The 22909-nt window shown below is 64.4% G+C and carries 19 protein-coding genes and 2 tRNA genes; 17 read left to right on the forward strand and 4 right to left on the reverse strand.

Going from position 1 to position 22909, the window contains the following annotated elements; translation table 11 throughout:
- Nucleotides 1-161 precede the first annotated feature (161 nt).
- Nucleotides 162-1643: a transglycosylase SLT domain-containing protein gene (locus tag ACO2Q4_RS14830; protein WP_423320218.1), complete on the forward strand. Its 1482-nt coding sequence runs from the start codon at nucleotides 162-164 to the stop codon at nucleotides 1641-1643.
- 371 nt (nucleotides 1644-2014) lie between these two features.
- On the forward strand, nucleotides 2015-2311 hold the full coding sequence (locus tag ACO2Q4_RS14835) for a hypothetical protein (protein ID WP_395135134.1): 297 nt from the start codon (nucleotides 2015-2017) through the stop codon (nucleotides 2309-2311).
- Between the two features lie 254 nt (nucleotides 2312-2565).
- On the opposite strand, the gene ACO2Q4_RS14840 is transcribed toward ACO2Q4_RS14835, so the two are convergent.
- The 3 genes from ACO2Q4_RS14840 to ACO2Q4_RS14850 all read right to left on the reverse strand — a co-directional run bounded on the left by ACO2Q4_RS14840 (nucleotide 2566) and on the right by ACO2Q4_RS14850 (nucleotide 6037).
- Complete coding sequence (locus tag ACO2Q4_RS14840) at nucleotides 2566-4116, reverse strand: DUF1254 domain-containing protein (RefSeq protein WP_423320220.1); 1551 nt, start codon at nucleotides 4114-4116, stop codon at nucleotides 2566-2568.
- A gap of 355 nt (nucleotides 4117-4471) precedes the next feature.
- Entirely contained in the window at nucleotides 4472-4660 is a 189-nt protein-coding gene (locus tag ACO2Q4_RS14845) for a hypothetical protein (protein WP_423320222.1), read from the reverse strand.
- Nucleotides 4661-5963: 1303 nt separating this feature from the next.
- Nucleotides 5964-6037, reverse strand: a tRNA-Gly gene (locus ACO2Q4_RS14850).
- A gap of 250 nt (nucleotides 6038-6287) precedes the next feature.
- Here ACO2Q4_RS14850 and ACO2Q4_RS14855 point away from each other — a divergent pair.
- The 14 genes from ACO2Q4_RS14855 to ACO2Q4_RS14920 all read left to right on the forward strand — a co-directional run bounded on the left by ACO2Q4_RS14855 (nucleotide 6288) and on the right by ACO2Q4_RS14920 (nucleotide 20925).
- Complete coding sequence (locus tag ACO2Q4_RS14855; RefSeq protein ID WP_311760762.1) at nucleotides 6288-7499, forward strand: efflux RND transporter periplasmic adaptor subunit; 1212 nt, start codon at nucleotides 6288-6290, stop codon at nucleotides 7497-7499.
- Between the two features lie 33 nt (nucleotides 7500-7532).
- Entirely contained in the window at nucleotides 7533-10658 is a 3126-nt protein-coding gene (locus ACO2Q4_RS14860; protein ID WP_423320224.1) for an efflux RND transporter permease subunit, read from the forward strand.
- A 91-nt stretch (nucleotides 10659-10749) separates the two neighbouring features.
- The gene (locus ACO2Q4_RS14865; protein WP_423320226.1) at nucleotides 10750-12117 is read left to right on the forward strand and encodes a LapD/MoxY N-terminal periplasmic domain-containing protein; all 1368 of its coding nucleotides are present in this window, start codon (nucleotides 10750-10752) and stop codon (nucleotides 12115-12117) included.
- The gene (locus ACO2Q4_RS14870) at nucleotides 12114-12800 is read left to right on the forward strand and encodes a response regulator transcription factor (RefSeq protein ID WP_311760759.1); all 687 of its coding nucleotides are present in this window, start codon (nucleotides 12114-12116) and stop codon (nucleotides 12798-12800) included. Before ACO2Q4_RS14865 ends, ACO2Q4_RS14870 begins: the two co-directional genes overlap by 4 nt.
- Before the next feature lie 2 nt (nucleotides 12801-12802).
- Nucleotides 12803-14110, forward strand: a complete 1308-nt coding sequence (locus tag ACO2Q4_RS14875; protein WP_311760758.1) for a short-chain fatty acyl-CoA regulator family protein — start codon at nucleotides 12803-12805, stop codon at nucleotides 14108-14110.
- Between the two features lie 10 nt (nucleotides 14111-14120).
- The gene (locus ACO2Q4_RS14880) at nucleotides 14121-14369 is read left to right on the forward strand and encodes a hypothetical protein (protein WP_423320229.1); all 249 of its coding nucleotides are present in this window, start codon (nucleotides 14121-14123) and stop codon (nucleotides 14367-14369) included.
- On the forward strand, nucleotides 14359-17037 hold the full coding sequence (locus tag ACO2Q4_RS14885; RefSeq protein WP_423320231.1) for an ATP-binding protein: 2679 nt from the start codon (nucleotides 14359-14361) through the stop codon (nucleotides 17035-17037). Before ACO2Q4_RS14880 ends, ACO2Q4_RS14885 begins: the two co-directional genes overlap by 11 nt.
- Before the next feature lie 61 nt (nucleotides 17038-17098).
- Complete coding sequence (locus tag ACO2Q4_RS14890; protein ID WP_423320233.1) at nucleotides 17099-18190, forward strand: FliM/FliN family flagellar motor C-terminal domain-containing protein; 1092 nt, start codon at nucleotides 17099-17101, stop codon at nucleotides 18188-18190.
- Nucleotides 18191-18326: 136 nt separating this feature from the next.
- Nucleotides 18327-18545 (forward strand): translation initiation factor IF-1, encoded by a 219-nt coding sequence (infA, locus tag ACO2Q4_RS14895; protein WP_010397442.1) that lies wholly within the window; start codon nucleotides 18327-18329, stop codon nucleotides 18543-18545.
- 57 nt (nucleotides 18546-18602) lie between these two features.
- A complete protein-coding gene (locus ACO2Q4_RS14900) occupies nucleotides 18603-19235 on the forward strand; it encodes a Maf family protein (RefSeq protein ID WP_311760754.1) in 633 nt (210 codons plus the stop codon).
- The gene (locus ACO2Q4_RS14905; RefSeq protein WP_423320237.1) at nucleotides 19232-20287 is read left to right on the forward strand and encodes a ribonuclease E/G; all 1056 of its coding nucleotides are present in this window, start codon (nucleotides 19232-19234) and stop codon (nucleotides 20285-20287) included. The genes ACO2Q4_RS14900 and ACO2Q4_RS14905 overlap by 4 nt, the downstream gene beginning before the upstream one ends.
- Nucleotides 20287-20436 (forward strand): DNA gyrase inhibitor YacG, encoded by a 150-nt coding sequence (locus ACO2Q4_RS14910; RefSeq protein ID WP_311760752.1) that lies wholly within the window; start codon nucleotides 20287-20289, stop codon nucleotides 20434-20436. The genes ACO2Q4_RS14905 and ACO2Q4_RS14910 overlap by 1 nt, the downstream gene beginning before the upstream one ends.
- A gap of 76 nt (nucleotides 20437-20512) precedes the next feature.
- Nucleotides 20513-20588, forward strand: a tRNA-Phe gene (locus ACO2Q4_RS14915).
- A 130-nt stretch (nucleotides 20589-20718) separates the two neighbouring features.
- Nucleotides 20719-20925: a DUF333 domain-containing protein gene (locus ACO2Q4_RS14920; RefSeq protein WP_423320240.1), complete on the forward strand. Its 207-nt coding sequence runs from the start codon at nucleotides 20719-20721 to the stop codon at nucleotides 20923-20925.
- A 12-nt stretch (nucleotides 20926-20937) separates the two neighbouring features.
- On the opposite strand, the gene ACO2Q4_RS14925 is transcribed toward ACO2Q4_RS14920, so the two are convergent.
- A complete protein-coding gene (locus tag ACO2Q4_RS14925; protein ID WP_395135124.1) occupies nucleotides 20938-21705 on the reverse strand; it encodes an SDR family oxidoreductase in 768 nt (255 codons plus the stop codon).
- A 115-nt stretch (nucleotides 21706-21820) separates the two neighbouring features.
- On the opposite strand from ACO2Q4_RS14925, the gene ACO2Q4_RS14930 reads away from it, so the two are divergent.
- Nucleotides 21821-22909, forward strand: a complete 1089-nt coding sequence (locus tag ACO2Q4_RS14930) for a lysine-2,3-aminomutase-like protein (RefSeq protein WP_423320243.1) — start codon at nucleotides 21821-21823, stop codon at nucleotides 22907-22909.

Genomic DNA, 22909 nt, shown 5'->3' on the forward strand with positions numbered 1-22909 from the left:
GGCAGCTCTCTCGGCTGACCAAGCGCGGTCGGGGCCCAGTGAACTCGTCCTGCCACGCGCGCACCCATGCCCCGCGTGGCGGCTACCCTTCATGGTGAGACATCGAAGCGCATTCGGGAAAGTGGTAAACTCGACACGCGAGTCGTTTTTCTGGGTCCGTCATGGCACGGGGAATCGCTGTGGTTCTGGTTGCGGTCTGGGTCTGCCTTGGCAGCGCCGAGGCAATTGCTCAGCATGTTCTGGAGGATCAGGACACCGCAGCTCTCACTGACGCGGAACTCACCGAAGACGCGATGATTGCCGCGATGTTGCGCCCGTGGACTGGCGACCTTGATGGCATGGTGCAGCGGGGATTTGTCCGGATGGGCGTGCCCCAGGAACCGATGACATTTGTCTATGAAGGTGCCAAGCAAAGCGGAATCGCTGTCGAATTCGGGCGCGAGTTCGAGGCTCACCTGCGCAAGACGCTCGGTCCGAAGGCTCAAACGCTGACCGTGGCGCTGATGCCGCTGACGCGAGACAAAATGATCGATGCGCTTGTCGACGGTCGGGTGGACGTTCTGAGCGCCAATCTGACGGTGACACCACGCCGATCCGAGCGGGTGGACTTTGCGGATCCAATGCTGCGCGATGTAAGCGAGCTTTTGGTAACAGGTCCTGCAGCCCCGGACATCGCGACGCTCGACGATCTCGGGACGATTGGAGTGCATGTCCGCCCGTCGAGCAGCTACCACGAGCACCTCGTGGCATTGAATGCGACCCGATCCGGTGCAGGAATGGTGCCAATCCCGATTATTGCAGCTGACGAGGCACTCGAAGACTACGATCTGGCTGAGCTCGTCAATGTAGGCGTCATTCCCGCTGTCATCCTTGACAGTCACAAGGCTGAGCTTTTCAAGCAGATTTTCGAGAACCTCGTCGTGCATGAGGACCTCGTCTTCAGCAAGGACGGCAAAATCGCGTGGGCAATCCGCAAGGGCTCTCCCGAGTTGATGAAGGCGACAAATGCTTTTGTCGCAAAGGCACGCAAGGGCACGGAGCTTGGCAATATCCTGTATCGTCGCTGGATTGCCGATCCGACGCGGCTTGTGAATGCAATCGCTCCGGGCGAGGACACGAAGTTCGTCGAGACGATCGGCTACATCCGGCGGCACGCCACGACTTACGATTTCGATCCCGTCCTCATCGCCGCTCAGGGCTATCAGGAATCGCGCCTGGACCAGTCAAAGCGCAGCGATGCCGGCGCGATCGGGGTGATGCAGGTCATGCCGGCCACCGCACGGGATCCAAACGTCGACATCCCGGACATTCAGGTGGCCGAGAGGAATGTCGAGGCAGGCGTCAAGTATCTGAGGCATCTCCGAATGGTGTATTTCAACGACCCCGCCATAACCCCCTTCGACCAGGCCTGCTTTGCTTTTGCCGCCTATAATGCCGGCCCCGGGAATATTCGCAAAGCGCGCATGCGGGCGGAGAGTATGGGCCTCGATCCCAATGTCTGGTTCGGGAATGTCGAGGTTGCCGCAGGCCGAACGATCAGTCAGGAACCACTTGTCTATGTTCGGAACATCTTGAAATATTACACCACCTACAAGATTTTCCAGGCTGAGCATACCGCCGCACCATCTGCCGACCACGAATGAATGAGCCGAGACGGCCTACATCTGACTGTTGCTGGCTCAATTGAGATGTGATCGATTCCGCCACGCCGCATACGCGAGTAACTGTCGAAGGTTTAGGATCAGCTCCGCTTTATCCGCGCATCAGCTTAGCGGCGCCGCGCCGAACCGAGCAGATAGCCTTTGAGACCGTTCGCCGCGACCGTGCAATAGAAGGTCCATCGTGCGGTTACGGGCGTGCGGACGTCCACAAAGCGTCGGCGGCAAAAGTGCGGGAATTACGCTAGTTCGGCTTTGCAGAAAATAACGAATCTTTAGCCAATCCGACTGAAGGCCTGTAAAATGCCGCGCGCCACCGACTCCCGTCGGAATGGCATTCATTGTGGGAGGTGAAAATGCTGAAACTGCTTCTGACCCTCGCAAGCGGGATCGCGATCCTATCTGTTGTTTCTGCCCAAGCCCAAGATCGCGAGTTGCGCATCGATTGTGGCGCGACTGACGTGATCATGAGCGCGGATCAAGCGTTGATCGTGAAAGAGAATACCGAAATGACTGCGGAAGAGATCGCAACGCGCACGTGCGAAATCTTCAAGGACATCGACGCATCTGCGTATACTGAGCCGACAGACGTGACGGTCAAAATGCCGTCTGGTGCTGAGGTCAAGGCGAAGATGCAAGTCAGCCAGAAGTAATCGCAATTCCTATCCCGAATTGACTTTGCTGCTGGCCGCGAACGGGGCCGGCAGCGCCGCCCCGGCATCGCTTCTGGTTTTGATCACGCATCGGACTCGATCGAGCAATGGCTAAATTGCAAGCTCAGGGAGTTTTCGGTGCCGACCCGGCGGCCCGGCACCAAAGCAAGAGACGGAACCAATGCGCGTCATAACACGATAGTCTTTGACGTAACGGCACCAATTACCGGTGGCCCGTTTTGCAAAATAGCGTCTCACTTCACCATTTCGATCTCGCCCGCTCGCCAGGATTTGTCAAAGAACGACTCCAGTGGGCTGTAGAGGCGAAGGATGACAAACCAGCCCTTTTTCGGATCGGTTTGAATCCAGTTTCCGCGCGCGACGCCGTCCGGCTGCTCCGGCGCGAACCAGATCGTCGTCGAGCCATCGGCTTCCGTCTCGGCCGCTGCCGATGGATAGCTCTGGCTTCCCGCGCGCGGAAAGCGCTGCGGCGTGTCCAACATCGACCGCGACATGTTGTCGTAAATGGTCAGCGACCAGAAATTTTCCGCCGGAATGCCTTTCGGAAGCGTGACCTTATAGGTCTTGGAACCGTCGAAATGGTTCTTGTCCGCATCCGTCGAGGCAAGCAGATACTGCGAGCCTATGCCCGGCAGACGCATCGCCATCGCGGGCGTGATGCCGGTAATGCCGTAGAAGAAGTTCGTCCGGGCGTCCATCGTCCGATAGCCGGTCGGCGGATATGGCTCGACGCCTTGCGCGGTGATCTTCGGGATGGGCGTCTCGAACTCATAGCCGGTATCGAACAGGAAATTGAACCAGGACGAGTCGGGGTAGTAGAACCACTTCGGATCACGCGGGCTGACAAGCAGCGTCCGCGCGGTTGCATTGGCGGTCGCCAGCGCATCGGTCATGATCTTCTTCATGCGCGCATCCGGCGCGAACTGCTGTCCCTTGATGATGCCGATGGACGCCAACGGCCCCATCAGTTCGGCATCAAGCGATGTGGCGGGTTCAGTCTGGACCACTTCGTTCAACAGTTCGAAATAGCTCCAATCGTTCGGCGGAACGGTGTTCATCACCTTGCCGCTGCCCTCGTGGAATACGGTCTCGGGCGGCGGCTTGATCTGCCCGAGTTTCGCCGTTCCGGAAAGGAAATCCGCGATCGGCGTTCCCACGCCCCCGGCCTCGTAGGGGTAGACCTTGGTGAATTTGCGGATGGTCTCGACGACGGGCTTTGGATCTGAGTGGTTGGCAAGAAACGACCGGCCGAACCACAGGACGGTGTTGGTTTTCGCGCGCGAGATGTAATAGCCACCTTCGGGCAGCGGTCCGTCGTAATCGGGCGGGACGATCAGATATTTGCCGCCCTGGCCACGATCCGGACCCGGCACCCCGATATCGATCACCCAACGGAACCAGGCGTCCTGCACCGCCCCCAGAAAATCCGGCGGCGTCTCAAGCACCACGGGCCCCTTGGCAAGATCAAGATAGCCCATCACATAAATCGTGTCGGCATTGGCCGTCAGGAACAGGGACTTTGCATCCATGAGGTCCGAGAAAACGAGAACCTCGTTTTCCTTGATCCCCAACCTTTGCATCTCGTTATGCACGGTCCGGATGCTGACGCCGCGCATGTTGTCCATGAAGGCGCGGTAGGCATAGGTGAAGTCAAGGTTATCGTACAGCTTTTCCGCAGTATCCTTTGTCGGCACGCCATCCCTGAATTCCAGCTTGCCGACCGGCGACTCGACAACCTCTGGCGTTGAAAGGGATGCCGGCACTTCCGGCGCTGTCTGCGCCACGGCCTGCCCCGTCTGCACGCCAGTGTAAAAGCAAGCGACGGCTGCGGAGAGGAGAAGTGTGGGTCCTTGGAAAGCTATGAACCTCGGGAACTTCTGCGACAATCAGGTGCCCTTTCATTCTGGCCATACCTAATGAGGAATCGCACGCCACTGGCAGAGAGTTGAAGTAAGCGACGGCGAAATTTCTGGAATGGTAATCGGATTGCGGGATGGTGCCCGACCACCCGACCAAAGGAAATAGCGTTTCCCAGGGAAATCTTACCGTCAGCCACCCTGGGGGCGGACCGAAGTCCCGTCCCCCGTTAGTCGATGCGAGGTCATGCCAGTCCGCAGACCACGATTTTGGCAACTGCAATCAGAACTTCGCTTTCAGCGGTTCGCCAGTTTTGACGCCCGCATCAAACGCCGACTTCCAGTCTTTGATGAATTTGGCGATCTGGCCCTCCTGCTTCGGGTTCAGCGCATAGGGACGAGGTATCGCGCCGCTGAAGGTGCCGCGCTGCCGGGCGAAGATGATCGGATAGAGCGGATGGAGAGTCCGCATGAACCTCGCGATCCGGCTCGCTGCCTTCTCCAGTCAGAGGGTGAAGGCCAGATTGGTGCGCTTGGGCCCCTGCCCCAGCTCGCGATAAAACACGTCCGGCTCGAACCGCATCTCCGGCTGGCCTTCCTATCGAATTCGCCGCGCGAGGTCTCAACCTCGATCGCGGTGCGGATCTCGTCCTGGCCGACGCCGATCACACGGCCGACACGAGCCGAGCCGATATCAGTCAGCGGCCTTGCGGCGCCCTTGATCCCGGCTGGGTACATGCTGGTCTCCAAATGAAAAAGTCCCGCGCGACGGCGGGCATGTGCTAGAATGAGTTTGGGTCGTTTCAGGCGGAGCCCGCTCGAGCGCTCCCCGGCTCCTCAACGGCAGCACCGTGTACGGGGAGCCGGTTAGCGCTGTGGCCACTGGCAAAGGCGGTTCGGCGGGGATCCCGACAGGTGATCACGACAGAATCGTGATCGGAGTTAGCCCCCGGAACCCGCGGTTCGATTGCTGCGGCGAAAGGCGTTGGGTTTTCCAAAGACAACGAGCCATGCCGTATCTGGATTTCGCGAAACGCGTCACCCCCCCGACGACGGGGTGACAGATCGGGCTGGAAGGGTTGAACCCTAATGCCGCAGGGCCTGGACTGGATGACAGCTGCTGCCCGACCACGTGCGGGTCGCGGTCAGGCCGGCGTAAGCGCATGATTCCGCCCGGCTGCCTGAGCCCCCTCAGTGCATGAACATGACCGCCACCAGGACGACGGCGCGGATCGCGAGCACCTTCAGTGGACAGGCGACCAACGGTCGGGGGCCTTGTCATTTGGAAGCCCCCGGCGACCACGCGGGTGAGCATCGCTTCGAAGACCGCGGCCCCGAGGCTTCCGGTCAGATGGGACAGGGACCCGCCGGACGCGCCGTCGGACCCGGTGATGGTACCCGATGGCAGACCCAGTCAAAGGCTTACCAGAGGTGCGCCAAGCCAGCCAAGGCACAGCTGGTTCCAGACCTCAGCCGCCTTGGGCTAGGCCCTGCTGCGCGAATCCGGCTTCAGCGACACAACGACCCAAGGCCGATCTTCAACCGGCTATAGCGGATCGAGACACGGCGCTTTGAATGGCAGGTGGAACCACGCAAAATCAAGGTCATGGCGGCGGCTATGTGTCAACCGCTCCAGCATCTCAATGGTCGCGATGACCAAAAAGAGGCGCGAAATGATGCACAGAACTCTGGCGTGCCGTCCTGAGCTTGCTGGAGAAATTCTTAGCTACCGCCTGAAATATCTTAATAATTATGGATTTCGGGTGGCTGGAATTTGGAGCGGGTGAAGGGAATCGAACCCTCGTCATCAGCTTGGGAAGCTGCTTCTCTACCATTGAGATACACCCGCGTCGCCGCATCGGATAGCATCAGCCCGGCGGGGATCGCAAGCCCAATCTGACAGGATCCATGTCCGGGCGGCTCCGCCGGCAGGCGAGGCCCCGACCAGCCAGTGAGCGCGCGTGCGCCAGCACTCGCGCTCATTGCCCGCCCCTTGTGCGTGCGGCCACAATCGCGCCGGGCTTGGCAGAATGGGGATTGATCATCGCGATCAACTGGTCGTTATTACGTTACTGGTCAGTACTTTCCCGGAGCCGAACATGTCAGCGCTTGCGCGCCGGATTGCCCGAACCCTTGTCCTGCCGCTCGCAGTGGGACTGGTCCCCGCATCTTCCATGGCCCAGCAAGCGGGGGGAGAGGCGCCACCGACCCCCGTGACCGTGGTGACGCTGCATCCTCAGGACGTGGCCCTGACGACCACCCTGCCCGGCCGCGTGACCGCCTCGGCCACCGCCGAGGTGCGCCCCCAGGTCAATGGTATCGTGGTCGAGCGCATGTTCGGCGAAGGCCGGCGAGTCAAGGTCGGCGATCCGCTGTTTCGCATCGATGCGACCACCTATGAAGCCGCCGTCGCCCAGGCTGAGGCCGCCGTCGCCCAAGCCCGCGCCCAGGCCGAGAATGCCCGCCGCGAGGCCGAGCGGCTGGGCGCCCTGCGCCAGCGCAACGTCGCCAGTGAAAGCACCAACGATTCAGCCATTGCTACCCGCGATGCGGCCGACGCTGCCGTGAAGGTCGCGCAGGCCCAGCTGCAAAGCGCCCGCATCGACCTGGACCGCACCACCGTCCGCGCCGAGCTTGATGGCGAGATCGGGCTTGCGCAGGTCAGCCAGGGCGCACTGGTGACTGCAAGCCAGGCGACGCCCCTGACCGTGATCCGCACCATCGATCCGGTCCATGTCGACGTGACCCAATCCGCCGCCGAAATCATCCGCTGGCGGCGCGAAATGGCGATGCAGGCAGGACCCGACCGCACCGTGACCCTGCGGCTGGCCGATGGCAGCGACTATCAGCAAAAGGGTACGCTGACCGCTGCCGAACCCTATGTGAACGAAACGACGGGCGTAGTCACACTGCGGCTGACCTTCGGCAATCCCGACCGGATACTGTTGCCCGGCATGTATGTTCAGGCCGTGGTCCAGCAGGCCCTGGCGCGCGGAGTCATTCTGGCGCCGCAGGAAGGCGTCTCGCGCGACCGCAGGGGTCAACCCATCGCGATGGTGGTCAATGCCCAGAACCAGGTCGAGCAGCGCGAGTTGACGATCCTGCAGGACAAGGGGAACACCTGGGTCGTCAGCAAGGGCCTGTCCGACGGCGACCGGCTGATCGTCGAGGGGTTGCAGCGCATCGCCCCCGGCATGCCCGTCGCCCCCGAGGAACGCGCCGCCGCCGCACCTGCCGAGGCGACCCCGAACGAGACCCCGCCCGCGGCCGCCACCGAGAAGCCACAGGAAGACGCACCCGCCTCGGAATAGGCCGCGTCAAGCAAGTTCGCACAGGAGCCTGTCATGGCGCGCTTTTTCATCGACCGTCCGGTTTTTGCCTGGGTGATTTCGATCCTCATCATGGGCATCGGCATCCTGTCGGTGATGACACTGCCGGTGGCCCAGTACCCGCAGATCGCGCCCCCAACGGTCGAAATTCGCGCAACCTATCCGGGCGCGTCGGCCGAGACAGTGGCCAATACCGTCACCCAGATCATCGAACAGCAGATGACCGGGCTGGACGGGATGCGCTATTTCTCGTCCAGTTCCAGCTCTGCGGGCACCTCGACGACGACTCTGACCTTTGCGACCGGCACCGATCCGGACATCGCGCAGGTCCAGGTCCAGAACAAGCTGTCGCAGGCCACAAGCCTTCTGCCCGAAGCAGTGCAGCGGCAAGGGGTGACAGTCCAGAAATCCTCGTCCGGCTTCCTGATGGTGATCGCGCTGATCTCGGATGACGGCTCGCTCGAGGAAGTCGACCTGTCGGACTATATGATCTCGAACCTCGTCAACGATCTCAGCCGGGTCGAGGGCGTGGGTTCGGTGCAGGTTTTCGGCGCGCAATACGCGATGCGGATCTGGCTCGATCCGTCCAAGCTGGCGGCCTATCAGCTGACACCGGGCGACGTCGTATCGGCCGTTTCGGCCGAAAACGCTCAGATCTCGGCCGGGGCCTTCGGCACCCAACCCTCGCCCGCGGGACAAATGCTGAACGCGACGATCACCGCGCAGTCGCTGCTGTCAACGCCCGCGGATTTCGAACAGATCGTCCTGCGGGCCGAACCCGATGGCGGGCTGATCCTGCTGAAGGACGTCGCCCGGGTCGAGATCGGCTCGGAGAGCTATGCCACCAGCGCGCGGTTCAACGGCAAGCCCTCGGGCGGGATCGCGATCAGTCTGGCAACCGGCGCCAACGCGCTGGACACGTCCGAACGCATCAAGGCCCGGATGGAAGAGTTCGCACGGTTCTTCCCGGAAGGCGTCAGCTATGTCATCCCCTATGACACCACCCCCTTCGTCCTGATCTCGATCGAAGAGGTGGTCAAGACGCTGGTCGAGGCCATCGTTCTGGTCTTCTTCGTCATGCTGCTGTTCCTGCAGAACTGGCGCGCGACGCTGATCCCGACCCTTGCTGTTCCGGTTGTTATCCTGGGCACGTTCGGCATTCTTGCGGCGCTGGGTTTCACCATCAATACGCTGACCATGCTGGCGCTTGTGCTGGCTATCGGACTTCTGGTCGACGACGCCATCGTCGTCGTCGAGAACGTCGAGCGGATCATGGAGCAAGAGGATCTTGAACCGCGCGAGGCGACCAAGAAATCCATGGGCCAGATCACCGGTGCACTGGTCGGGATCGCACTGGTCCTGTCGGCGGTCTTCGTGCCGATGGCCTTTTTCGGCGGCTCGACGGGGGTCATCTACAAGCAGTTCGCGATCACCATCGCCTCGGCCATGGGGCTGTCGGTCGTGGTCGCCCTGACCCTGACGCCTGCGCTTTGCGCGACGATCCTGCGCAACGAACACGGCCACAAGACCCGCGGCTTCTTCGGCATGTTCAACCGCGGCTTCGACTGGACGATGCACAGCTACAGCGGCTGGGTGAACTGGATCATCCGGCGCCCGCTGCGGATGATGCTGATCTATCTGGCGCTTGGTGCCGCGATGATCTTCCTTTTCCTGCGCACGCCCACCGGCTTCCTGCCGGACGAGGATCAGGGGATCATGTTCGTGCTGGTGCAGGGTCCGACCGGCGCCACGACCGAGCGGACAGAGGCGGTGATCGGCCAGATCCAGAATTATTTCACGACGGCCGAGGCCGAGAACGTCGATTCCATGTTCGGGGTATCCGGCTTCAGCTTTGCCGGGCAGGGTCAGAACATGGGCATCGCCTTCGTCCGGCTGAAGGACTGGGCCGACCGCCCAAGGCCCGACCAGTCCGTGCAGGCCATAGCCGGGCGTGCCTTCCCGGCACTTAGCCAGATCCGGGATGCGATGGTCTTTCCGATCGTGCCGCCCTCGGTGATCGAGCTTGGCAACGTCTCGGGATTCGACTTCTACCTGCAGGCCCGGGCGGGTCAGACGAACGAGCAATTGCTTGAGGCGCGCAACCAGATGCTGGGCATGTCCGCGCAGGACAGTCGCATCGCCTCGGCCCGGCCAAACGGGCTGGAGGACGCGGCGCAGTACAACCTGGACGTCGACTGGCGCAAGGCGGGCGCGATGGGGGTTTCCGCGACCGATGTCGGCAGCCTGCTGTCGGTCGCCTGGGCGGGAAGCTATGTCAACGACTTCCTGGACCGCGGCCGGATCAAGCGCGTCTATGTCCAGGGCCAACCGGATTCGCGCTCCGTGCCGACCGACATCGACAAATGGCGGATCCGTAACAGCTCTGGCGGACTGGTGCCCTTCTCGAACTTCGCCGTGGGCAAGTGGAGCTATGGGCCGCAGGGGCTGTACCGCTATAATGGTGTGCCCGCGATGCAGATCCAGGGCAGCCCTGCCCCCGGCGTTTCCAGCGGTGAAGGCATGGCCGCGGTCGAGGATCTGGCCTCGAAGCTGCCCGAGGGATTCGACGTCGCCTGGACCGGCCTGTCGAAAGAGGAACAGGACGCGGGAAGCCAGACGACGCTGCTTTACACACTGTCGCTGGCCGTGGTCTTCCTGTGCCTTGCCGCGCTTTACGAAAGCTGGTCGATCCCCTTCGCGGTCATGCTGGCCATGCCGATCGGCGTTCTTGGCGCGTTGATCGGGGCCTGGCTGGGTGGCTTCGACAATGGCGTGTTCTTCCAGGTCGGGCTTCTGACGGTGATCGGCCTGACCGGCAAGAACGCCATCCTGATCGTTGAATTTGCACGCGAACAGGCCGAGGAATCCGGCAAGCCCCTTTTCGCCGCCGTGGTCGAGGCCGCGCGCCAGCGCTTCCGCCCGATCATGATGACCTCGGTCGCGTTCTCGCTGGGCGTGCTGCCCTTGGTCCTGTCCAGCGGCGCGGGTGCGAATGGACGCAACACCATCGGCGCGACCGTCCTGGGTGGGACGATATCGGCCACCCTGCTGGGCGTGCTGTTCGTGCCGTTATTCTTCGTGCTGGTCCGTCGCCTGCTGGGTCGCAGCGAGGTCCCCGAGGGCGAACCCGCCAGCAACTGAATATCCGTCGCGCCACGGGACTTGCCCGAAGCCCGGCAGGTAAACTAGTCTTTCTCTGGGGAATGCCGCCTGCTGGCGGCAAGGGAGAACGATGGACGCAACGGGCCAGATCGGCGCGATTGGCAGGACGCGTGGTATGCTGGGGCGACGCCAACTGCGACTGGCAACGATCGCGTTCGCGGGCTCGACCCTTGCGTGGATCGCGATGTTCGCAATCACCGTCTCGGTCGTGATCTGGAACGCCCGCGACTCGGTGCGCAACGAGACGGAATCGGCCTTTGTGCTGGCAAAGGCAGCGGCGACCGTCAGCCTGCCCACATCGTTCGGGCACAAGGACATTCTCGCCGAAGCGACGCGCATCGCGACCGAGCTTCGCAGCCAGCGCCATGTCACGGCCGAATTGCGCGACCCGACCGGCAAACCCATCGACCTGCCGCCGCGCGCCGCCCCGGATCACCCCGCGCCGGAATGGCTGGCAAGGCTGCTGCGGCCACAACCCCTGCGCGATGTCTTTCCGATCGTCCAATACCCCAACATGCTTGGCGTTCTTGAAATCCGGACCGAACCCCAGGACGAGATTGCCGAAGTCTGGCGCGACCTTCGCGTTCTGGTGCCGCTGCTGATGGTCACTGCGCTGGCAGCGATCGGCGTCACCCTTGCAGTCACCGGACTGGTGCAACGCCGCCTTGGCCAGCTTGGGGCCGCGCTGGACCGGATGCGGGACGGAGAACTTGACCAGCGCGCCCCCCAGACCGGACTGGCCGAGGTGAACGCGCTGGCCGACGGGGTAAACGCGCTGGCCGCGCATCTGGCGCTCGAGCGCGCCGAAAACCGGCATCTTCAGGCCCGCATGATGACGCTGGCAGAAAACGAACGCGCGCGCATCGCCTCGGACCTGCATGACGAGATTGGACCACAGCTTTTCGCACTGCAGGCTGCCGTCGGGCAGGCCACGCGCGCCGAGGCCGATCCCGCGCTGGCCGAGACGCTGGCCGCCGTCGCACGCCATTCGGACGCCATCCGCCGAGGTGTGCGGGGCGCCATCGACGATCTGCGCCTGACCCCGACCGAGGGAGTGTCGCTGCCCGACATGATCCAGGAACTGCTGATCGAGTTTGAGGACATGGCCGGGGACACAACCTTTGCGCTGGATGCCGATGCCGCGCCTTGCGAACCCGACGAGGCCGGGCAGATCGCCGTCTATCGCTTCGTGCGCGAAAGCGTGCTGAACGCCCTGCGCCATGCCCGGCCGGGCCATGTCGAGGTCAGCCTGACCGTCGAGGGCGATCATCTGCTGGCTCGGGTCTGCGACGATGGCACCGGTCCCCCGGCACAGGGCCGAACCGGCCTTGGACAGGCCGGGATGCGGGACCGCGCCGCCGCTTTGGGCGCCCGCTGGACGCCTCCCACCCGGCTGGATGGCCGCACATGCACCGAATTCAGGATCCCCTGCCCATGATGACCTTGTCCCCCGCGCCCGCACGCAGTCAGACGCAGCCCCTGCGCGTCCTCATCGTGGACGACCACCCTGTCGTGGCCGAAGGGTGGGACCGGATCACCCATGGCCGGATCGATTGCGAAGTGATCTCGGCCGCGCGCCCGTCAATGGGCTTCCGGGCATGGCGGACCCGGCAGCCCGACGTCATGGTCATCGACCTGACGATGGGGGATTCGAAGCTTGCGGGTGTGCGCCTTGTGCAGCGGCTGCGGGCGGTCGGGGCGGGGCTGCCGATCCTGGTCTTTACCATGCACCGCAGTCCGATCATCGCGCGGCGGGCTTTGCAGGCCGGATGCAATGGGATCATCATGAAGGACTCCCCCTCGGACGAAATCTGCGAGGCGCTGGAGGTAGTGGCGCGAGGCGGCGATTATGTTCCCGCCGACATTGCGCGCAAGATCGCGCTGATGGACCGCCCCGGTGCCGCGCTGTCCCGGCCGCGCCTGACGCCGCGCGAACTGGACATCCTGCGTTCGATTGCCGAGGGCCTATCCTACCGCGAGATCGCCGAGCGGGCGAACATCAGCTACAAGACCGTCTCCAATGTCAGCCAGACACTGAAGGACAAGCTGCGCGCGACCAGTTTCGCCGACCTGGTCGTCAAGGCGATCCGTCATCTGGAAGACACTGGCGACAGGATCTAGCGATGGGGCGATCGCCAGCGAACACGCCCAATGGACATGCGATCCCCAACCGCGCGCAGGTCAAGCGTGCCCTTATCGGCACACAGATCCGCGAACGCCGCCTGTCCCAGGGCTGGCGCCAGACCGAGGTGGCCGAACGCGCCGAAATCTCGGCGGCCTACCTCAACCTGATCGAGCACAACCGCCGCCCCGTGGGCGAGGCGCTGTTGGGGCGGCTGGCCCAGGCCCTTCGGATCGAAGTCGCTGAACTTGCTCTGGACCGCGAGGAAGGTCTTGTGACAGCGCTGCGCGAAGCGGCAGCTCTGGCCCCCGATCGGGTCGCCGCCGTCGAACTGGATCAGATCGCCGAATTCGCCGCCCGCTATCCGGGTTGGGCCAATATCCTGGCCGCTGCGGCCCGGCGTGCTGATGCGCTGGAACGGCGTCTGGTCGCGTTGTCGGACCGCATGACCCGCGATCCCTATCTTCTGGCGACACTGCACGAGGTGCAATCGGCCGTGACCTCGGTGCGCTCGACCGCCTCGATCCTGGCCGAGACGCCGGATATCGAGGCCGACTGGCGCGACCGCTTTCACGCCACGCTGGACATGGACAGCCAGCGCCTGTCCCGGACCGCGCAATCGCTGGTCGCCTATCTCGACACGTTCGAGGATGACGCCGTCCCCATGTCGCCGCAGGAAGAGGTCGAAAGCTGGATCGCCGCCGGCCAGCCAGAGCCGGGAGAGGCGTCGGAACTCGTCTCGGACGCGGCGCGCAAGCTTGCCGGGGATCTGCTGGCGGTCCAGGCCCGAGATCGCATCCATCTGCCCGATGCCGAGTTGGCCGAGGCCGAGCGGCACTCCTTCGGCCTTGATCCGGCGGTCTTGGCGGGACAGATCGGCAAGCCGCTTGATCTGGTGCTGCGTCGGCTGGGCGTCCTGCGCCCCGGCACATGGGCGCAGGCGGGGCTGATCATCTGCGATGGCGCGGGCTCGACCCTTTTCCGGCAGGCGCCCCCAGGATTCGCCCTGCCCCGTCCGGGCGAAGGTTGCGCGCTCTGGCCTCTGTTCGAGGCGCTGGCGCAGCCGCAACTGCCGGTCATGCGCCTGATCGAGACGCCCGGCGGCGCCCGCTTCCTTGCCTGGGCCGTGGCCGAGCGTCTGCTGCCGATGGGATTTGACGGCCCGCCGCTGAGCCGCGCCCAGATGCTGCTTCTGCCCGCCCCACATGAGGATGGCCGCCCCGCCCTGCCCGTCGGCCCCGCCTGCCGCATCTGCCCCCGAGGCTTTTGCCCCGCGCGCCACGAGCCTTCCATCCTGGGACCGGCATGAGGGGCTGGTCATGAGGTTCCGGGCGCGACGCCTGTTCCTGGGCCGCAGGGCCTATCGCCGGCGGCGGATGATCGATGCGACCCGGATCCTGCCGGTCGTCTTCGCCCTGCTGGTGCTGATCCCCCCGATCTGGAGGCCGGGGCTGTTCAGCTTTGCGACCGGGACGATTTGGGTGGCGGTCGGCTGGATGGCCACCATCCTTGTCACCGCCGCCCTGCATCACGCCATCGGCGGCACGGACGAGGACGATGACTCCTGAAAAGCTGGGTCTTGCCGCCATCTTCTATGTCGCTGCGATGTTCCTTCTGGCCCATGCGGCCGACAGGGCCGCGGCGGCGGGGCGCTGGCAATGGATGAACCGGCCCTTCATCTACACGCTGTCGCTGTCGGTCTATTGCTCGGCCTGGACCTTCTATGGCGCGGTCGGCTACGCCACTCGTTCCGGGCTGGAGTTCATGACCATCTACCTTGGACCCGGCATCGTCTTTGCCGGCGCCTGGTGGGGGCTGAGACATCTGGTGCGGGTGGCGCGGATGCATCGCATCACGTCGGTCGCCGACCTGATCTCCAGCCGCTTCGGCAAGTCGGCGGGTCTGGCCGCGCTGGTCACACTGATCGCAGTGACGGCGGCGACGCCCTATATCGCGCTTCAGCTTCAGTCGGTTTCGATGGCGCTCTCCGCCTTTGCCGAGCAAGGCCGTCCCATGCCGGGAAACATCCCGCTTTGGACGGCGGTCGGGCTGGCGGCCTTCACCATCCTCTTCGGCACCCGCAATCTTGCTGCGGATGAACGCCATCACGGCGTCGTCATGGCCATCGCGCTTGAGGCGGTGGTCAAGCTGACGGCCTTCATGGCTGTTGGTGGCTATGTGGTTTGGGGGTTGGCCGATGGCCCCGCCGACGTGCTGGCACGGATCGACCGCATGGCCCTGCGCCCCGAGGCCGCGGGCTGGGTCATCAAGCCCGAACGCTGGCTGGTGCTGATCACCCTAGCCGGGGCAGCGGTTCTGGTCCTGCCCCGCATGTTCCATGTCATGGTGGTCGAGGCGAATGACGACGACCGCCTGCGTCAGGCCGGATGGGCCTTTCCCCTGTACCTCTTCATCCTGTCCTTCCTTGTGCTTCCAATCGCGGTCGTGGGCAGTGACCTTCTGCCGTCGGGCGCAAACCCCGACCTTTACGTCATCGCCCTGCCCCTGTCGCAGGGCCAGAACGCGCTGGCGGCCTTTGCCTTCATCGGCGGCTTTTCTTCAGCCATGTCGATGGCGGTGGTCAGTGCGATCGCGCTGTCGACGATGATGGCGAACCACTGGCTGGTGCCGATGTGGCTGTGGCTGCGCCATGGCGGTTTTCGCGCCCGTCGCCTGCCGGGCGCCGCACGCGAGGACTTGCGTGCCCTGATGCTGAATGCCCGGCGGATCGCGATCCTGTCGATCATGGCCGCGGGCTGGACCTATCACCACCTGTCGGGGGGCACGTCGGCGCTGGCGGTCATGGGGATCGTTGCGTTTTCGGGGATGGCGCAGGTCTTGCCCGCAATGATCTCGGGCCTGGTCTGGCGCGGCGCGACCCGGCGCGGGGCAATGGCGGGGATCGCCTCGGGGTCGCTGATCTGGCTGGGCCTGATCTTTCTGCCGTCGCTGGGACTGGTCCCGCCCCCCGTGATGCCCGGGGGACTGGATGCCTTTGCGGGGGCGGTGCTTCTGTCGCTGGGGCTGAACGTGTCGCTGCTGACGTTGGTGTCGCTGGCCGATTTCCCGAACCCGGTCGAACGGATGCAGGGCCTGTCCTTTGTCCATGCGGTCGCCCCGGACGGATCCGCCGCCGATATGGCGGGCGGCGCGCGGGCCGAGGCTTTGCTGACCCTGGCCGGGCGCCTGTGGGGTGGCGAGCGCGCGCTCGACATCTTTCGCAGCGCCGCGTCCGTGCAGGGAAAGTCGGGCTACCTGCCCGACCTGACGCCACGCTTCCTGTCCGAATTCGAGCGCCTGATCGCGGGGACCGTGGGTGCGGCCACCGCCGCCGCGCTGATGAGCCGCGTGGCCGGACGCGGGGCCGTGACCGTGGCCGACCTGATGGACGTCGCGGGCGAGGCCAGCCGCGCACGCGCCGACAACCTGCGACTTGAATCCGCGACCGAGGAACTGGAGATCACCGCCCGCAAGCTGCGCGAGACCAATGACAAACTGACCGTCCTTTCGACGCAAAAGGACACGTTCCTTGGCCAGATCAGCCACGAATTGCGAACCCCCATGACCTCGATCCGGGCCTTTTCTGAAATCCTGATGGAGCCGGAACTGCCCGATGCCGACCGCACCCGCTTTGCCGGGGTGATCCATGACGAAGCGAGCCGCCTGACCCGGTTGATCGAGGATCTGCTTGACCTGACCGTGCTGGAAGCTGGCGGCCCCCGGCTGACCCCGCGCATCGTGAACCTGCACGAGCTGATCGAGCGCGCGCTGGCCTCGGCCCAGGCGACCGAGGCGCGGCGGGAATTCACCTTGCAGCGCGAACCCGCGGCCGAGCATCTGATGATCATGACCGACGCGGACCGGCTGCTTCAGGTACTGATCAACGTGATCGCCAATGCCCGGAAATATTGCGACGCCGACGTCCCCAGCATCCGCATTGAAGCCCGCCGCCTGAAGGATGGCGGAACCGAAATCGACATCACCGACAACGGCTCGGGCATCCCGCCGGAAAACGAAGCGCTGATCTTCGAAAAATTCTCTCGTCTCAAGGACACGGCGCAGGCGGGCGGCGCGGGCCTGGGGCTGGCGATCTGCCGCGAGATCATGCAGTTCCTGGGCGGAACCATCAGCTATCTGCCCGGGCAAGGCGGCGCCTCGTTCCGCATCGGCCTGCCGCGCTGGCCGGGAAATCCCGACGGCGGGGATCTGGATGGCCCTCTGGACCTGCCGCGCTAAACACTTTCGAAACCACATCCTGCAACTGTCGGGTCAGTGAGAGGCTTGATTCGGACGGGGCATGGACAGCACGGACAGCGCAGCATCGGGAGACAAGACGGGCGACGGGGTGCTGCGGAAATTGATCGCGGAGCGCAGCCGTCTTCGCGCGGGTGCCCCGCCCATGCCCGAACCCGCCGGGACCATCAGTCTTGAACGCGCCATTTCCACGGCGCTGGCGCGCGCGGCCGAGCGGGCGCACCGCCTGCCCGTCTTTGTCGAGAAACTGGCACTGTCGCAGGTGTCGCTACCGGAACTGCCCGAGCTTTTGCCCGAGCGCGCCTTGCTGGCGGTGATCGAGGGTCCGCGCGACCAGCTTGGCGTCATCGCGATCTGCCCCGGCCTGCTGACCTCGCTGATCGAGATGCAGGCGCTTGGCCGGGTCACGTCCCGTCCCGCGGCACCGCGCCGCGCAACCCGGACCGACGCGGCGATCTCAGAGGATTTCGTCAATGGGCTTCTGGCGGAACTGCACCTTGCCGCACGTGGCCAGCAGGAAATGCCCGGCTTTGCCGGCTTTCGCTATGTCACCTATCTGGACGATCCACGCCCGCTTGGCCTGATGCTTGGAGATGGCCAGATGTCGTTCATGTCGCTGGACTTGCGGATCGGCACCTCGGGGCAGCGGCAGGGAAGGATCCAGGTTGCCATGCCTGTTCCGGCAGCCCCCGCCATCTCCGCGACCCGCGCGCCGCTGCTGAACGCCCCGGATGCGCCAGCAGCGCCCGAAGCACCCCGGCTTGACGCCGAAATCTCGCTGGCGCTTTCCGTCCAGCGGGCACCGGTCCACCTGACCGGGATCCTGTGTCGCCGGATGCTGAGCTTGCGCGCTCTGCGCGGGCTGGTGCCCGGCTCGGTTATTCCGCTGCCGCAAAACGCGCTGGATGATGCCCGGATCGAGACTGTGACGGGTCAGCTTGTCGCGCGCGGCAAGCTGGGCGAAGCCGACGGCTTTCACGCGATCCGGCTTGGTCCGGGCATGGGCGCGCGTTTGGACATTCCGGAAACCGGTCGCATCAGGACCGCGACCGAGTCGTTGACCGAGGTCGGGGGGCAGGATCCGTTTCGCGACAGCGAAGCCGCGAAACAGGGGTCGGTCCGGGCCGCAGGATAGTGCCGCAAGCGCCCCTGTCGCGACGGTAAATGCCCCCCAAGGGGGTGCGGGATACAGATTCCCCTTGAAAATCCGGGCTTCCGGTCGCATGTAGCTTGCGCCCGCCGCACTGCGGGTAACCCTTACAGGAGAGAACATGGCCAAGGAAGAAATGCTCGAATTCCCCGGCGTCGTGAAGGAACTCCTGCCCAATGCGACATTCCGGGTCGAGCTTGAGAACGGCCATGAGATCATCGCGCATATGGCAGGAAAGATGCGGAAGAACCGCATCCGGGTTCTGGCCGGCGACAAGGTGCAGGTGGAAATGAACACCTATGACCTGACCAAAGGGCGGATCAACTACCGCTTCAAGTAAGCCCTTGGCTTCGGCTGCGGGCTTTCGCGTGCCAAAGATCAGCGCAGGCGTAAAGACATGACCAACCACGACAATCCCCGCACGGAGCAGACCTCCAGCGGGGTTTTCCACATCCGGCCCCGGCTGGTGTTGGGCTCTGCCAGTCCCCGACGGCTTGAGCTGCTGGCGCAGATCGGCATCATTCCGGATGCGATCCTGCCCGCGGATATCGACGAGACCCCGCACCGGCAGGAAGACGCCCGCGACTATACCCGACGGATGGCGCGGGAAAAGGCAGCAGCCTTGGCGACCAAGGCCGATGGCGCCATCCTTTGCGCCGACACTTCGGTCACGGCGGGGCGCCGCATCCTTGGCAAGCCCGCCGACGCCGACGAGGCGCGCAGCTTCCTGCGCCTGCTGTCGGGCCGCCGTCATCGCGTCCTGACCGCCGTGGCACTTGCCCATGCTGGCCGCCTGCACGAAAGGCTGGTCGAAACCACCATCCGCCTGCGCCCGCTTTCCCCGGCCGAGATCGAGGATTACGTTCGTTCTGGCGAATGGCAGGGCAAGGCAGGCGGCTATGGCATCCAGGGCCGGGCCGGAGGGTTCGTCGCCTGGATCCAGGGATCCTATACCGGCGTCGTCGGCTTGCCTTTGGCCGAAACCGCAACATTGCTGGCCCATGTCGGCATACGGGAGAGCAATCCATGAAGGGACGCCAGATCGTTCTGGGAGAGGTTTTCGGACGCGAGGCCGCGGCCCTGATGCAGGACGGCCAGTTGGACGACCTGATCATCGATACCGGCCACCTGACCCCGCTTGGCCCCGGCGCCGTCTGCCGTGCGCGCGTCGACAGGCTGGTCAAGGGACAGGGCGGCGTCTTCCTGCGCCTGCCCGAGGGCGAAAGCGGCTATCTCCGCGATCGCAGCGGCCTGCGCGAGGGACAATCGGTCCTGGTGCAGGTCAGCGGCAGCGCCGAGGATGGCAAGGCCATCCCCGTCTCGTCCCGCATCAGCTTTCGCGGTCGCCATGTGATCGTGACGCCGGGCATGCCGGGGATCAATGTCTCGCGCCGGATCAAGGACGAGATGCTGCGCCAGACCCTGCAGGATCTGGGCACAGCGGCAACCGAAGGCATGCAAGATCTGGGGCTGGTTTTCCGCAGCGCCGCCGCCTCGGCCGATCCCGATGAGGTGGCCGAGGAACTGAACGGCCTGCTTGAGCTTGCGCAGAATGTCCTGGCAGACCGCGACGGACAGCCCGAGCTGCTGCTTGATTCGCCCGAACCTGCCGTCGCCGCCTGGAACGATTGGGCTGAACCGGAGCCCGACTCGGTCGAAGACGGTCCGAATGCCTTTGAACTGACAGGCGCGACCGATGCCGTCGAATCACTGCTGTCGACGCGATTCGATCTGGGCGGAGGCGCCTGGGCCGAAATCGAATCGCTGCGTGCGCTTGTCGCAGTCGATGTGAATACCGGGTCGGATCATTCCCCCGCCGCAGGTCTCAAGGCGAATATCGCGTTGGCCCGCGATCTTGCGCGCCAGCTGCGCCTGCGTGGTCTGGGCGGACAGGTGGTCGTCGATTTCGCGCCCATGCCGAAGCGCGACCGTGGCACGCTGGAGCAGGTGCTGCGGGCCGCCTTCAAGGCGGAATCGTCCGAAACCGTGCTGATCGGCTGGACCGCGATGGGGCTTTTCGAGATCAGCCGCAAGCGCGACAGATTGCCGCTGCGCCGCATTGCCGGGATGGAGGCGCGCTGATGGCGTGCCCCATTTGCGGCAAGCCGCCCGCTGAAAAATACCGCCCCTTTTGCTCGCGTCGCTGCGCGGATGTCGATCTCGCGCGCTGGCTGCGGGGCGATTACCGCATTCCCGGCGAGCCTGCCGGAAATCATGAAACAGAAGAGTGAAATTTCTCGCTTTTCGCTCTGGACATGGCGGCTGAGCTAGCCTAGTTACGCCCCTGCCGAAAGCGAAAGCAAAGGCGCCCGGATAGCTCAGTTGGTAGAGCAGCGGATTGAAAATCCGCGTGTCGGTGGTTCGAATCCGCCTCCGGGCACCACTCTTTCGGTGTCATCCCAAAAACTTAGATGCGTGACAGCCGGTTGATGGCATGTGACGATGCCGCAAGTTTTCGGCATATGCAGGTCGCAGCGCGGGATCAATTCCGATGAAGAAGGCAAGCCCCCGGATTGGCGATCCTGACGGCCGCGTGCGGCATTGGAACCAATGCTCCGGCGATCGGGACGCCGAACCCGGCATCGGCCCATTGCGTCACTCTGGGTGGCAAGGTCGAGATTCGCAAAGAGGCCGGGGGCGAAGTCGGCTATTGCCACCTGCCCGACGGCCGCGTGGTCGAGGAGTGGGCGCTGTTTCGCGCCCAGACCCCAAAAACCTGATCCGTCCCGGCCTTAAAGGACCGAGATCATGCCGCCATCGGCAAAGATGATCTGGCCGGAAACGTAATCCGACGCACGCGACGCCAGGAAGATCGCGACCCCCTGAAGCTCTTCCGGCTGGCCCCAGCGGCGCATCGGGACGCGCCCCTTGACCCAGGAATCGAACTCGGGATTGGCCAGCAGCGCCTCGTTCATGTCGGTGACCATATAGCCCGGCCCGATCGCGTTCGACTGGATGCCAAGCGCGCCCCATTCTGCGGCCATCGCCTTGGTCAGCATCTTGATGCCGCCCTTGGCCACCGTATAGGGCGCGACGGTCGCACGCGCCAATTCCGAGGTCAGCGACCCGATATTGATGACCTTGCCATATCCGCGCGCTGCCATGCGCTTGGCCGCCTCTCGTCCCACGACGAAGGCCGAGGTCAGGTTGGTATCGATGACACGCTGCCAATCCGCAGTCTCAAGTTCCAGCATCGGGCGGCGGAACTGGATGCCCGCGTTGTTGACCAGAATGTCGACCTCGACCCCGTCGCGGTCCAGCACCTGGAAGGCGGCGGTGACCGCGGATTCGTCGGTGACGTCGAAAACAGAGGTCAGGACCTGATGCCCCTGCCCGCGCATCTCGGCCGCTGCCGCCTCAAGCCGATCGGCATTGACCCCGTTCAGGATAATGCGCGCCCCGGCCCCAGCCAGCCCCTCGGCAATGGCGCGGCCCAATCCGCGCGACGAGCCGGTGACAAGGGCGGTGCGGCCGGTCAGGTCGAAAAGTTGCGTGCTCAATTCTGGTCCTCCGATGTTTGGCGGCGATCAATGTATACATTGCATCGGCAGTGACCATTGCCTTTTTACGCGAACGAGCGCATAAGCCTGCGCTTTCCAAAGCCGCAGGACCGCCGTGACCCAGACCGCCCGCCCGCTGACGAACGTTTCGGCCCTGGTCGAGGCCGGGCTTGTTCCTCGCACCGAAGCCGCGGAGATGGAAAAGGTCGCGCGCGAATTTCGCATCCGGGTCACGCCCGAGATGCAGCAGGCAATGACAAGCGGCCCGAATGACCCCGTCGCGGCCCAATTCCTGCCCGACCGGCACGAGTTGGTCATCCGCACCGAGGAGCTTGCCGACCCGATCAGCGACGAAGCCTTCAGCCCGACGCCCGGCCTGACCCATCGCTATCCCGACCGCGTGATTTTGCACATCACCCGCACCTGCGAAGTCTATTGCCGCTTCTGTTTCCGCCGCGAGGTCGTGGGCGAGGAAGGCACCCTGCCCGAGCCCGATCTGGCCGCCGCGCTGGACTATATCGCCCGCACCCCTGCCATTCACGAAGTCATTCTGACCGGGGGCGATCCGATGGTGCTGTCCGCCCGCCGTATCGCGGCGCTGATGCGCCGCTTGGAGGCGATCCCGCATCTGGACGTGCTGCGCTTTCACACCCGGATCCCGGTCGTTGCCCCCCATCGCATCGACGCGGCCATGCTGGAAGCGCTGCAAAGCGACCGGCTGGCGGTCTGGGTCGTCCTGCACACCAACCATGCGCAAGAGTTGACGCCGGACGCCTCCGCCGCCCTCAAGCGCCTGTCGCAGGCGGGCATTCCCCTTTTGTCCCAGACGGTGCTTCTGAAGGGCGTGAACGCCGATGCTGGGACGCTGGCCGACCTGTTCCGGGCGCTGATCCGCAACCGGGTGAAGCCCTATTACCTGCATCATTGCGATCTCGCGCGCGGCACCAGCCATTTCCGCACCACCATCGCCGAGGGGCAAAAGATCATGGCGGCGCTGCGGGGGCGACTGTCGGGGACTTGCCTGCCGACCTATGTGCTGGATCTGCCGGGGGGACACGGCAAGGCGCCCCTGGGCCTTGGCCATGTCGACGAGGTCGCGCCGGGCGAATACCGCATCCGCGACTGGCGCGGCCGGGTCCACGACTATCACGACCTCGACGAGGCAGGCGGCCCGGTGAACGGCCACCCGTCGAGTTCGGCCTAG

The sequence above is a fragment of the Paracoccus sp. KR1-242 genome (genome assembly GCF_049446195.1).
Lineage (GTDB): Bacteria > Pseudomonadota > Alphaproteobacteria > Rhodobacterales > Rhodobacteraceae > Paracoccus > Paracoccus broussonetiae.